The organism is Rhodoferax sp. UBA5149 (genome assembly GCF_002413825.1).
Lineage (GTDB): Bacteria > Pseudomonadota > Gammaproteobacteria > Burkholderiales > Burkholderiaceae_C > Rhodoferax.
In genome coordinates this window covers 18,695-31,099 of sequence record NZ_DHXT01000074.1, presented here as the reverse complement: position 1 = coordinate 31,099, position 12,405 = coordinate 18,695, and the positions used below count along the sequence as shown (strand labels likewise).

Annotated in this window: 10 protein-coding genes; 7 read left to right on the top strand and 3 right to left on the bottom strand. The window is 61.7% G+C overall.

The window, feature by feature from the left end; all coding sequences use genetic code 11:
- The first annotated feature begins 12 nt into the window (after window positions 1–12).
- Window positions 13–2,475 (top strand): DUF1631 family protein, encoded by a 2,463-nt coding sequence (locus B3V69_RS06310; protein ID WP_296444836.1) that lies wholly within the window; start codon window positions 13–15, stop codon window positions 2,473–2,475.
- A gap of 59 nt (window positions 2,476–2,534) precedes the next feature.
- On the opposite strand, the gene B3V69_RS06305 is transcribed toward B3V69_RS06310, so the two are convergent.
- From B3V69_RS06305 to B3V69_RS06295, 3 genes are all read right to left on the bottom strand, one after another.
- Entirely contained in the window at window positions 2,535–3,044 is a 510-nt protein-coding gene (locus tag B3V69_RS06305; RefSeq protein WP_296444834.1) for a DUF494 family protein, read from the bottom strand.
- A gap of 89 nt (window positions 3,045–3,133) precedes the next feature.
- A complete protein-coding gene (gene dprA / locus B3V69_RS06300) occupies window positions 3,134–4,351 on the bottom strand; it encodes a DNA-processing protein DprA (protein ID WP_296444832.1) in 1,218 nt (405 codons plus the stop codon).
- 9 nt (window positions 4,352–4,360) lie between these two features.
- On the bottom strand, window positions 4,361–5,578 hold the full coding sequence (locus B3V69_RS06295; RefSeq protein ID WP_414707473.1) for a LysM peptidoglycan-binding domain-containing protein: 1,218 nt from the start codon (window positions 5,576–5,578) through the stop codon (window positions 4,361–4,363).
- Between the two features lie 303 nt (window positions 5,579–5,881).
- Between B3V69_RS06295 and def the strand changes: the two genes are divergently transcribed.
- The 6 genes from def to B3V69_RS06265 all read left to right on the top strand — a co-directional run.
- Complete coding sequence (gene def, locus B3V69_RS06290; RefSeq protein ID WP_296444829.1) at window positions 5,882–6,391, top strand: peptide deformylase; 510 nt, start codon at window positions 5,882–5,884, stop codon at window positions 6,389–6,391.
- Window positions 6,388–7,395, top strand: coding sequence for a methionyl-tRNA formyltransferase (gene fmt / locus B3V69_RS06285; protein ID WP_296444827.1), 1,008 nt, complete (start codon window positions 6,388–6,390; stop codon window positions 7,393–7,395). The genes def and fmt overlap by 4 nt, the downstream gene beginning before the upstream one ends.
- Before the next feature lie 135 nt (window positions 7,396–7,530).
- Window positions 7,531–8,751 carry a phosphoglycerate kinase gene (locus B3V69_RS06280; protein ID WP_296444826.1) on the top strand — a complete coding sequence of 407 codons (1,221 nt, stop codon included), beginning with the start codon at window positions 7,531–7,533 and terminating at the stop codon, window positions 8,749–8,751.
- 46 nt (window positions 8,752–8,797) lie between these two features.
- Window positions 8,798–10,231 carry a pyruvate kinase gene (gene pyk / locus B3V69_RS06275; RefSeq protein ID WP_296444824.1) on the top strand — a complete coding sequence of 478 codons (1,434 nt, stop codon included), beginning with the start codon at window positions 8,798–8,800 and terminating at the stop codon, window positions 10,229–10,231.
- Between the two features lie 82 nt (window positions 10,232–10,313).
- Window positions 10,314–11,378: a class II fructose-bisphosphate aldolase gene (fba, locus tag B3V69_RS06270; RefSeq protein WP_296444822.1), complete on the top strand. Its 1,065-nt coding sequence runs from the start codon at window positions 10,314–10,316 to the stop codon at window positions 11,376–11,378.
- A gap of 107 nt (window positions 11,379–11,485) precedes the next feature.
- On the top strand, window positions 11,486–12,405 hold a 920-nt coding region (locus tag B3V69_RS06265), incomplete at its 3' end, for a phosphoribosylaminoimidazolesuccinocarboxamide synthase (RefSeq protein WP_296444821.1).

The window sequence follows — 12,405 nt, the reverse complement described above, 5'->3', positions numbered from 1 at the left end:
AGAATCCGAGGCATGTCGACCCAAGCATCTTTTGCGCAACGCGTCCAGCTCGCCCAGGAGACGCGTAAACGTTTCGTGGCGGATGCCGGACGGGCCATGGTGGAGCTGGGTACCACCGTGCAGGAGCGCCTCACCGCCCTGATGAACGAAGCCGCGCCTTCGCGTGAAATGCAAAGCCGGCGCGATGCCTGGACTTTTTACCAGAGTCGGCGGGCCGCTTGGGTGGATGGCACCCTGAAGGAATGGCAGGCGGCGTTGAAGCCGCCCGTCGCGACGCCCAAGAAAACGCTGGAAGTCGCCTTTGAGCTGGTCGGAACCGACGTGGTGGAGAACAAGATACTGGCGTCCCGGCTGGTATTGAGCGTGGTGGACAAAGTCAGCTCCGAGCTCAATGATTTGCGGGTCCGGATCAAGTTTCTGGAAGGATCAGAGGATATGGAAGGCCACGACATTCTTCGGCCCGAAGTGTCGGTGCTTTTGATGGTGGAGCAGTGGGCCAACGCGGGCATGCCGCGCGACGCCTGGCCCATGGTGAACGATGTGGTTAACAAGCTGTTGACGGAGCGTTTCAAACAGGCCTACGCCACCTGCAATGAGTTTTTGATCAAGCAAGGGGTACTGCCTACCATTGAGTTGAAGGATCGCGTCAAGCGGGTCCCCTCGGCGGCGCCTCGAGGTGGCCGGTCCGACCCCCAGGCGCCCGGTCAAACGCCGGCCGAAAAGCAATCCGGGAGAGATTCGGGACCCGGCGGCTATTACGGCGACGCCGCAAGCCAGGAAGGATATGGGGGCGGCGGCAGCAGTGGCAGTGGCGATGGAGCGCAGGGCGCCGCCAGTCACCGTGGTCAGATGCCGGAGCGACCGGGTGGCGCCGTTCGGAGTCGTTTGGAGCGCGGGAACGACGCCGGATCAGCAGGGCGGCACAGTTCTGGCTTTGGCAATGCTTCCGATGAAACCCGCATGATGACCTCGAACACGCCGCTCGCGCGCGCGCGTAGCCGGGCACAGGGTGTCTTGGGCCAACTCAAGCGTTTGCTCATTGGTTCGGCCAACACCAATTTTGAAGCCACCGCGTATCAGCCGCCAACGCCCGCCTTGGCGGCGGCCATTGCTGTGCGGTCCAGACCGGGAGAAGAGTACTCCGGCGGTGGCACGGTCCTGGAAGATTACAGCCCGGCCGCAGTGGCCAGGGTGTCCGTCGAGTTGCGGCAGCGAACCGCAGAGCTCAAGAACAAGGCGGAGACCAAAAGCGAAAAGGCCATGATCGAGATCGTGGCGCTGATGTTCCAGGCCATTTTGCAGGAAGACCGGATTCCGCCAGGCATTCGGGTGTGGTTTGCACGCCTGCAAATGCCGGTGTTGCGCGTGGCGCTGGCAGAGCCGGATTTTTTTGGCACTTTGAATCACCCGGCGCGTCAGTTGATTGACCGCATGGGTTCCTGCGTGATGGGTTTTGATGCCAGTGGCATCCACGGCAGCGCGCTGGAGATAGAAATCAAGCGCGTGGTGCAAGTGATCGAGCAGTACCCCGAGACCGGCAAGCGGGTGTACCAACTGGTGTATGGCGAGTTCCAGACTTTTTTGGCGCAGTTTCTGACCGGCCGGGCATCGACCCAAAAAATGGTCGGTTTGGCCCAGCAGGTGGAGGAAAAGGAAACGCTGACGATCCAGTACACGATCGAGATGCGCAACATGCTCAAGGACATCCCGGTGCGGGAGGAGATTCGCGAATTTCTGTTCAAGGTCTGGGCCGAGGTGCTGGCCGTGGCGGCGGTGCGCAAGGGGCCGCAACACACGGAGACCCTGGGACTCAAAAAATCGGCGACCGATCTGGTCTGGGCGGCCAGCGCCAAGCCCAATCGCAGTGACCGGGCCCGCGTGATTCAGAATTTGCCTCAGCTGTTGCAGAAATTACGCGCTGGGATGTCCCTGCTTGGCGTGGCGCCGTCCGCGCAGGAGGCCCATATCAAAATCATCAGCGATACGCTGGCCGATGCTTTCCTGTCCAAAACCCAGGCCATTCCTATCGAGCAGATTCAGGCCATGGCCGAACGCCTGGCGAACCTTGAAGACTTCGTGAGCGATGAGGGCGTGGGGGATCTGCCACTGGATGCCGAGAGTATTGAACTGATGTTGGGGATTGACGCCTCGACGATTGATGTGGTGGCCGACGGCGGCTCCAAACCGACGGCCGCCATGCTGGCGTGGGCGCAGGAGTTGCAATTGGGCTCATGGTTTACGCTGGACCACAACGGACGACTGGCCCAGGTGCAATTCGTTTGGCGCAGTGACCGCAAGCATCTGAATTTATTTGCGTCGACCGATGGGCACAGCTACCTGATACAGGCCGGGCGTTTGGCGGCCTATTTGCAAGCCGGTCTGCTGTTGCCGCTGGAAGAGGAAACGCTCACCGTGCGCGCGACGCGCGATGCACTGGTCAAGCTCGAAGCCAATCCGGAGCGACTGCTGGGTTAGCGTGAAGCTTTTGCAAGACAGACCGAAGCGCAGCGCAGCTCTGTCCTCAACTATTTATCTCAGTGGGCCAGCCGGTTGGCGCTGTCATCACACAATTCGTCGAGCACCAGCGCGTCGGGTTCCTCACCCAGACTCCAGAACACCATCAGCACGATGATCTTGAGGTCATCCAGTGGGACCGGGTAGCCGGGGGCCGCCATCGCGCGGTCAATCACGATCTCGCGCATGTGCGCGGGCAACACGCCGGAGGTTTCGAGAAAACTGATAAAACCCAGACAGGGCGCGCCCAGATGGTCTTGCTCGGCCATCGAGTAGACGCGCATGCTGTGCGGCGATGGCGTCCATGGGTTGATGTCTGACAGCGGGGCGCTGCTGTTCTCGTCAGCCCCGAGCGCGGGCCGTTGCAGGCCGCGGGCCGCCAGATTCAGGTCGTCAAGCCAGGTCAGCGCGTCCTGAATTTCCTCGGCATCAAAGCCCACCGCATTCAATTTTCGCTCCAGATGGGCCAACTCAGGACAGGCGTCGCCGCGCCAGTAATTCTCGTAAACGAAGACCAGTACTTCAAACATGGCTCCAATATAGCGCGAATGCCGACTCAGAAAACATCGCGTTGGGCATCAAATTGGACTTGGGCGTCAATTCCGGCCCAATTTCGGCTTTAGACCAGGGGCAAGCGCTGAAACAGGCCGCCGGGCAAGCGTGCCACCTGTCCGTCAAGCTCCAGCGCCATCAGCTGCGCCTGCAAACTGGCGGTGTCCAGATCGCAGCGGGCGTGCAGCGCGTCCAGACCGACGGGATCGAATCCGAGGGCCTCCAGCAGCGCATGCTCTGTGTCAAAAAGGCTCTCAGCCCTCTGAGAATCATCGTCAACAGCTATTGAATCAATAGCAAATAGGGGCCCGCTATCGATTTTCATTTCTTCCAGCACATCCTCCGCGGACTCCACCAGTTTGGCCCCCTGCTTGATGAGCGCGTGACAGCCGCGCGCCTGGGTCGAGTGAATGGAGCCTGGAATGGCAAAAACGTCCTTGCCCTGTTCGGCGCTCAGTCGCGCGGTGATGAGCGACCCTGATTTCAAGGCTGCTTCAACCACCAACGTGCCTTGGGCCAGCCCCGCAATGATGCGGTTGCGTTTGGGGAAATTGGCGGCCAGGGGCGGCGTGCCAAGCGGGTACTCGCTGATGAGCAGTCCGTTTTGGGCGATGCGATGCGCCAACTCCAGGTGATTTTTGGGGTAGACACGGTCCAGCCCGGTACCCACCACGGCCACGGTGGCGAGCCGCTTCGATCCCGCCTCCAGGCTCTCCAGTGCCCCCTCGTGCGCCGCACCGTCCACGCCCAAGGCGAGGCCGGACACCACGGTCAGGCCGGCTTGCCCCAATGCTTTGGAAAACTGCCGAGCGTTCGCCGCCCCTTGCGGCGTGGGGTTGCGGCTGCCCACCACGGCGACACTGTGCAGTAGGCTGTTTGCTATGAAATTGGTAGCTGTCTGCGCTTTATCCACGGGGGCTAGTTCGGCATTTGATATATACCTTCCGGCGCCCAGCAGGTACAGCATCAGTGGCGGGTCTTCGATGCACAGCAGCGAGGCCGGGTAGTCGGCGTCACCCAAAACCATGATGTGGCGTAGCGCGTTGCCCGCGCCGGATTCTTGTAGCCAAGTCCAGGTCAATTCAAGCAGTGCGGCCAGTTCAAGTGGCTCGGCGCGCAGGGCGGTCGCCTGCGCTGGCGGCACCACTTGCTGCAGGGCTGCCATCGATTGCCGAAACACAGCGTCGGGCAAGCCGAACGCCGCCAGCAATTTGCGGGCGGTCGCGTTGCCCACACCCGGCGTGAGCGTCAGCCTCAGCCAGCCGCCAAGTTCATCGCGCTCCATCAGCCGCTTTTAGCGCGGGTTGACCAGCCGGTCACCCACTTTGGCGCCGTCCGTGATTTCCAGAACCAGCGCGTAGGAAAGTCTGTCAAAAGTCCGGAACACCATGACCAAACCATTGCGCTCATCCGGCAATTTCAACTCCGTCCGGGCCGCGTCCGTCTTGTCGACCAGTCGCGCGCCGGCTGTCATGAGGGCCAGGACGTGACCGCTCTCCATGCCGTCCCGGCTGCCGCGATTGATCACCACCACCTGATTTTGCGCCGCATTGGCGACGGCGCTGCCATACACCGAGACGATGCGTGCGTCCACTTGGCTCGCTGGCGCGTGGGGTACGTAACTCAGAAATTGTTGCGGTGGCTCGGGTAGCAGGCGGTCGCCGACGCGCATCTCTTCCTTGGCCGCCACAATGTCAATGGTGGCCGGAACAATGTCAGTGTGCGGCTTCCCGTCTTTGTCGGTGGACGCCTGGCTTGATTCGCCGCGAGCCAGCCAAGCCTTGCCCACATATTGCGCTTCATAGCCCAGAACTTCACCCGTGATGGGGTCCTTCAGGGGCGTCGCGTTGCGAAATACCCGGTACGCTTTCTGTTTTTTTGTGGGCTCATCCACCAGCACCGTGTCGCCCTGGCCGCGTGCGTAGGCGCGGTCGCCGCGGGTCAGCAAGACCCGGCCCTCGCGCGTTGCCACAATGCGTGGCGCGGAATTGAGGCCGTTCTCGTCCACGATCACCGGCTCCGCCAGAAAGGGCTCAATCAAGTGGCTCTTGAGCGTGGGCAGGGCGTCGGCGGCCAGGCTTTCGTAGCGGGTGCGTGGCGACAAGCGAACGGTGTCCAGCGGCGCCGCATCGCTGGCCGACGGCAGGGTGCGCAAGGTGGCCCGCCCATTCTTCTTCTCCAGGGACAGGTTTTGTCCTGGATAGATCAGGTGAGGATTCTTGATTTCATTGAGGTTCATGCCCCACAACTCGGGCCAGCGCCACGCACTCTTCAAGAAGATGCCCGATATCGCCCACAGCGTGTCACCCCGTTTGATGGTGTAGTGGTCCGGCGCATTGGCTGCCAATTCGCTCAAGGGCACACCGGTCTGAGCGACTTGGGCCGCCGTCGCCTTCTGGTCCGCTGTAACGGTTAAATTTTGCGCCCCTGCTGGAAGGGCCAGCAAGGTGCCGGTCAGCAGCGTCATCGCGGCCAGTGCGATGTTGGATTTCGTCATCATGTTTTTTGTCATATTGAGCTGCACTGCAAAAGCCTTATGGTCGGTTCGTGAGGACGAGTGGCCGCGCTGCCAACCCGGAGAAAATCTTGATAAATCACGCGCGATTTTGCGCTCAAGCCCTTGATTGGGCAACGTTTTCTGCCGCAAGCGTGTGCTGGATCGGCCAAAAGTAGCGAAAATAACGACATTATGAAACCTGGCGGGACAGACCGCGGCGGCGCGTGGTGAGCAAGCTCTGTCTCCAACTATCTTGAAATTTTGCGGGACAGACCGCAGTTGCACTGCAACACGCGCTGTCCCCAACTGATTAAAAACATGGCTTTACTCCCTCTTCTTTACTTTCCTGATCCCAAGCTGCACACGGTGGCCAAACCGGTGGCGGCGGTGGACAGCCGCATCCGCACGCTCATTGCGAACATGCTGCAGACCATGTACGACGCCAAAGGCATCGGTTTGGCGGCGACGCAGGTGAATGTGCATGAACGCCTGATCGTGATTGACGTGTCCGAAGAGCGTGATCAGCCGCTGGTGCTCATCAACCCGCAAACCATCTGGACCAGCACCGAGACCCACCTCAACGAGGAGGGCTGTCTGTCCGTGCCCGGTGTGTATGACGGTGTGGAGCGCTTTGACGCCGTCACGGTGAGCGCGCTGGACGGCGATGGCGAATCCCGCGTGGTTGAAGCCGAAGACCTTTTGGCGGTGTGCATCCAGCATGAAATGGACCACCTGATGGGCAAAGTGTTCGTTGAATACCTGTCACCGCTCAAGCGCAATCGCATCAAGAAAAAAATGCTTAAAAGCCAGCGCGAGGAAGAGCGGTGAGGCTTGTCTTCGCCGGCACGCCCGAGTTTGCCCGTGTCGCTCTGGCGCAGCTTGACGCCGCGGGTCATGACATTGCGCTGGTGCTGACCCAGCCGGACCGACCGGCCGGGCGCGGCATGAAGCTGCAGGCCTCGGCCGTCAAACAATACGCCTTGGACAAAGGCCTGGCGCTCGCCCAGCCGCGCAGCCTGCGGCTGGATGGCAAATACCCGGAAGATGCGGCAGCGGCGCGTGTGGCACTGGAGGCCGCGCAGGCCGATGCCATGGTGGTCGCCGCCTACGGCCTGATCCTGCCGCAGTGGGTGCTCGATATGATGAGCGCAGCACACGAAGTGGCAAGCGTGGGGGCTCACAAGTTCGGTTGCTTCAACATTCACGCCTCGCTGTTGCCCCGTTGGCGCGGCGCGGCGCCGATTCACCGGGCGATTGAAGCGGGTGACACCGAGACCGGCGTCACCATCATGCAAATGGACGCGGGGCTGGATACGGGCAACATGTTGCTGGTGGGCAAGCTGCCGATTGCGGCGAGCGACACGACGGCCACCTTGCACGACCCACTGGCGGCGCTGGGCGGGCAGCTGATGGTTCAGACGCTGCAACAGGCGGCCAGCGGCGCCTTGCAGCCGGTACCGCAACCCAGCGAAGGCGTGACCTACGCGCACAAAATTGAAAAGCACGAAGCCATGATTGACTGGGCGCAGCCAGCAGCGCTGATTGCACAGCGGGTTCGCGCCTTTAATCCGTTCCCCGGTGCCGGCTCCCCACTGAATGGTGAAATGCTCAAAATCTGGACGGCGAAGGTCGGGCCGGGAACCCCGCCTGTCCCTGCCGCCTATGGATCAATTTTGGCTGTAGCCCCCGAGGGCATTGCGGTAGCTGCTATGAATTCAATAGTAATCATCACCGAGCTGCAGCGCCCGGGGGGCAAGCGTTTGAGCGTGGCTGATTTCCTGCGCGGTTTCGATCTGCGGCCCGGCATGGGCTTTGACAGACCCGCCCGCTAGCCTTTATTCAGCGCAACAAACGGCGGCACCCCGCATTTCGTCAGGGCGCACTCGACGCGCTGGCGGAGGCCCCCCGACAGGGGCCGTGCGCTCCTACAATCCGCACAGTCATTCTTCTACTGTCAGGGATTTTTCATGAACGTCATCCGCTTCTCCGACCTGTGTGCCCAAGGCCAGGTCACTGGCAAACGTGTTTTTATCCGGGCCGACCTCAACGTGCCGCAAGACGATGCGGGCGTCATTACCGAAGACACCCGGATTCGTGCCTCCATTCCCTGCATCCAGCTGGCGCTGGACGCCGGTGCCGCCGTGATGGTGACCTCACATCTGGGCCGCCCGACCGAGGGCGAGTTCAAGCCGGCCGATTCCCTGGCGCCTGTCGCCAAGCGCCTGGCCGAGCTGATGGGCCGTGAGGTGCCCTTGCTGTCCAACTGGGTGGACGGTGTCAGCGTGCAGCCGGGCCAGTTGGTGCTGCTGGAAAATTGCCGCCTCAACAAAGGCGAGAAGAAAAACAACGAAGTACTGGCGAAAAAGATGGCCGCCCTGTGCGACATCTTTGTGCACGACGCCTTTGGCACGGCGCACCGGGCTGAGGCCTCGACTTACGGCATCGCGCAGTTTGCCAAAGTGGCGTGTGCCGGTCCGCTGTTGGCGGCCGAGATGGACGCCATCACCCTGGCGCTGGCGAATCCGAAACGCCCGCTGGTGGCGATCGTGGCGGGCTCCAAAGTCTCTACCAAGCTGACCATTCTCAAAAGCCTGGCCGACAAGGTCGACCAGCTCATCGTCGGTGGCGGCATCGCCAACACCTTCATGCTGGCGGCCGGGCTGAAGATCGGCAAGAGTCTGGCCGAACACGATTTGCTCGCTGACGCCAAAGCAGTGATGGATGCCATGAAAGCGCGCGGCGCGGCGGTGCCCATCCCGACCGACGTCGTCACCGCCAAGACCTTCTCGGCCGATGCCGTGGCCACCGTCAAGGCCGCCACCGAGGTGGCGGACGACGACCTGATTCTGGACATCGGCCCGCAGACGGCGGCGGCGCTGGCGGCGCAGCTCAAGTTGGCCGGCACCATTGTCTGGAACGGCCCGGTCGGTGTGTTCGAGTTCCCCGCGTTCGAAAACGGCACCAAGGTGATTGCGCACGCGATTGCCGAGTCCAGCGCGTTTTCCATTGCCGGCGGGGGCGATACGCTGGCGGCGATTGCCAAGTACGGCATCGAAAAACAGGTGGGCTATATCTCGACCGGCGGCGGCGCGTTTCTCGAAGTGCTGGAGGGCAAGACCTTGCCGGCGTTCGAGATATTGACCCGCCGTGCCGCAGAGAGCGCAGCGCAGCTTGATGCTGGCATGTAACCACTTCCGTGTGAGAATCAAAGGCTAATTACAAGGAGACCGTCCCATGACCCGTCGCGCCACCAAAATCGTTGCAACACTTGGCCCCGCCTCCAGCGACCCGGCGTTGCTGGAGCAGATGATTCGCGCGGGTGTCAACGTGGTGCGCCTGAACTTCAGCCACGGCAAGGCGCAGGACCACATTGACCGTGCGCACATGGTGCGTGAAGTGGCCCAGCGCGTGGGCCGCGAGATCGCCATCATGGCGGACCTGCAGGGTCCGAAAATCCGGGTCGGCAAATTTGCCGACGGCAAAGTCATGCTGGAGCCCGGCCAGAAATTTGTGCTGGATGCGGCGCGTACCGAGCTGGGCGACATCGATGCCGTAGGCTTGGACTACAAGGCGCTGCCGCGCGAGGTCAAGGCCGGCGATGTGCTCTTGCTCAACGATGGCCTGATCGTGATCACAGTCGATGCCGTCAAAGGCGAGGCGGTTTACACCACGGTCAAGCTCGGCGGCGAGTTGTCCAACAACAAGGGCATCAACAAGCAGGGCGGCGGGCTGACCGCGCCGGCGCTGACGGCCAAGGACATGGACGATATCCGCACCGCCATGAGTTTCCAGGCCGACTACGTGGCGGTCAGCTTCCCGAAGAACGCGACCGACATGGAAATGGCGCGCCAGTTGTGCAACGTGGCGGCGGCCGAGTACGGCCACAAGCCGGGGTTGATTGCCAAGATCGAGCGGGCCGAAGCGATTCCCCGTCTGGAAGAAATTTTGCGCGCCAGCGACGGCATCATGGTGGCGCGTGGCGATCTGGCCGTGGAGGTGGGCAACGCGGCGGTGCCGGCCCTGCAAAAACGCATGATCAAGCTCGCGCGTGAGAACGACAAGTTTGTGATCACGGCGACGCAGATGATGGAGTCCATGATCAGCAACCCGGTGCCGACCCGCGCCGAGGTCAGCGACGTGGCCAATGCGGTGCTGGACGGCACCGACGCCGTGATGCTGTCGGCCGAGACCGCGTCGGGCAAATACCCGCTGGAAACAGTTCAAGAGATGGCCAATATCTGCCATGTGGCCGAAGGCTACGAAGACTTCAAGCTGGAAGCCGATTTCACCGGCAAGACCTTCAAGCGCATCGACCAGTCGATTGCCATGGGCGCGCTGTTCACCGCCCATCACCTGGGTGCCAAGGCGATCGTGGCCATGACCGACAGCGGCTCCACGGCGCTGTGGATGAGCCGGCACCTGATCCAGGTGCCGATCTACGCGATCACCTCCAAGGTCGCGACGCAGCGAAAAATGGCGCTGTACCGCAATGTGCGCCCGCTGTTCATCGACACCAGCGCCGACCGCGACACGGCGTTGAAAGAGGCCGAAAACCATCTGAAAACCCGGGGCATTGTGCAGAGCGGCGATGTTTACGCCATCACCTGCGGCGAGCCGATGGGCGCGCCCGGCGGCACCAATATGCTCAAAATCTGTCAGGTGTCGTAAAAACTGTTTGTTGCCCCGAGCGTAAAATCGGCCCACTGGTACAAGTTACCAAGCGGTTACCAACTTACCTGGGGATATCAAAATGGCACTCGTCTCAATGCGCGAACTGCTGGACCACGCAGCGCTTAATGGCTACGGCATTCCAGCTTTCAATGTCAACAATCTGGAGCAGGTTCAGGCCGTGATGGCCGCCGCCGACGAGGTCGGCGCACCGGTCATCCTGCAGGCCAGTGCCGGCGCCCGCAAGTATGCCGGCGAAGCTTTCATCAAGCACTTGATTCAGGCCGCCATCGAGGCCTATCCGCATATTCCGCTGGTGATGCACCAGGACCACGGGCAAAGCCCGGACGTCTGCCAGGGCGCCATCAACCTGGGCTTCAGCTCGGTGATGATGGATGGCTCCTTGATGGCCGACGGCAAAACCATTGCCAGCTACGACTACAACGTCGAAGTCACCCGCAAGGTGGTGGACATGGCGCATGCCACTGGCGTGACGGTGGAAGGCGAACTGGGCTGCCTGGGTTCGCTGGAGACCATGAAAGGCGACAAGGAAGACGGTCATGGCACCGAAGCCACCATGACGCGCGAGCAGATGCTGACCGACCCCGAGCAGGCGGCCGACTTTGTCAAGCGCACTCAGCTCGATGCACTGGCCATTGCCATCGGCACCAGCCACGGCGCCTACAAATTCACGCGCAAGCCCACTGGCGACATCCTAGCCATTGATCGCGTGATGGAGATCAACAAGCGCATTCCCAACACCCATTTGGTGATGCACGGCTCCAGCAGCGTGCCGCAAGACCTGCTGGCCATCATTCGTGAATTCGGCGGCGACATGAAGGAAACCTACGGCGTGCCGGTGGAAGAAATTCAAAAGGCCATCAAGTTCGGCGTGCGCAAGATCAATATCGACACCGACATTCGCCTGGCGATGACCGCCGCCGTGCGCAAGTACATGGCGCAAAACCCCGACAAGTTCGACATGCGCGACTGGCTCAAGCCGGCCCGCGAAGCGGCCAAGCAGATTTGCAAGCAGCGCTACGTGCAGTTCGGCTGTGAAGGCCAGGCCAGCAAGATCAAGAGCCACAGCTTGTTCGTGGTGGCCGGACAATATGCGCGCGGTGAGCTGGCGCAAGTCGTGCAGTAAAACCGGTAATTGCGATAATCAGGGTCCGCTGCTGGTGATCGCACCACAGCGGACCCTTTGTTTTGCCCACTCCGCCTCCACGCCCTCTACGTTCTGACTGCCCCGCTATGACCGCTGCCCTGCACACCTCCATGCTCACCTCCTTGCCCTTGCTAGCCCGTGGCAAGGTGCGCGACAACTACGCCGTCGGCGACGACCGCATCCTGATGGTCGCCAGCGACCGCCTGAGTGCGTTTGACGTGATCATGGGCGAGCCGATTCCCGGCAAGGGCGCGTTGCTGACGCAAATGGCGCTGTTCTGGTTTGACAAGCTGGGCCCCAAGGGTTTGAACATCTGCCCGATCCACCTCACCGGTGACGCGCCCGAGAGCGTGGTGAGCGCCGCCGAGGTGCCGCAGGTGGTCGGGCGCTCGATGCTGGTCAAGCGCCTCAAACCCTTGCCGGTCGAAGCGGTGGTGCGCGGCTATCTGGCGGGCAGCGGCTGGAAGGAATACCAGGACAACCAGGCGGTGTGCGGCGTCAAGCTGCCCGCCGGGCTGAAGAACGCCTCCAAGCTGCCCGCGCCGATTTACACGCCGGCCGCCAAGGCGGCAGTGGGCGACCATGACGAGAACATCACGTTTGAGCAAACGGTGGAGATGATCGGCCTGGACCTGGCCACCCGCATCCGCGACATCAGCATCCGGCTCTACCAGGCCGCCGGCGAGATCGCGGCAACCAAGGGCATCATCATTGCCGATACCAAGTTTGAGTTTGGTTTGGACAGCGACGGCACGCTGACGCTGATGGACGAGGTGCTGACGCCTGATTCCTCACGTTTCTGGCCCGCCGAGAGCTACCAGGAAGGCATCAACCCGCCCAGTTTTGACAAGCAGTTCGTGCGTGACTGGCTGGAAGGCGCACAGGTCGACGGCAAACCCTGGAGCAAAACCCCACCCGCGCCGCGCGTGCCCAATGAAGTGATCGCCAAAACCGCCGCCAAATACCAGGAAGCCATGCAGCGACTCATGGGCGACGTTGCTCAATA

Bases quoted from the DNA above. Each gene is read 5' to 3' on its own strand.
- pyk (WP_296444824.1), top strand. From the start codon at position 8,798: ATGACCCGTCGCGCCACCAAAATCGTTGCAACACTTGGCCCCGCCTCC.
- def (WP_296444829.1), top strand. From the start codon at position 5,882: ATGGCTTTACTCCCTCTTCTTTACTTTCCTGATCCCAAGCTGCACACG.
- B3V69_RS06305 (WP_296444834.1), bottom strand. From the start codon at position 3,044: ATGTTTGAAGTACTGGTCTTCGTTTACGAGAATTACTGGCGCGGCGAC.
- B3V69_RS06295 (WP_414707473.1), bottom strand. From the start codon at position 5,578: ATGACAAAAAACATGATGACGAAATCCAACATCGCACTGGCCGCGATG.
- dprA (WP_296444832.1), bottom strand. From the start codon at position 4,351: ATGGAGCGCGATGAACTTGGCGGCTGGCTGAGGCTGACGCTCACGCCG.
- B3V69_RS06280 (WP_296444826.1), top strand. From the start codon at position 7,531: ATGAACGTCATCCGCTTCTCCGACCTGTGTGCCCAAGGCCAGGTCACT.
- fba (WP_296444822.1), top strand. From the start codon at position 10,314: ATGGCACTCGTCTCAATGCGCGAACTGCTGGACCACGCAGCGCTTAAT.
- B3V69_RS06310 (WP_296444836.1), top strand. From the start codon at position 13: ATGTCGACCCAAGCATCTTTTGCGCAACGCGTCCAGCTCGCCCAGGAG.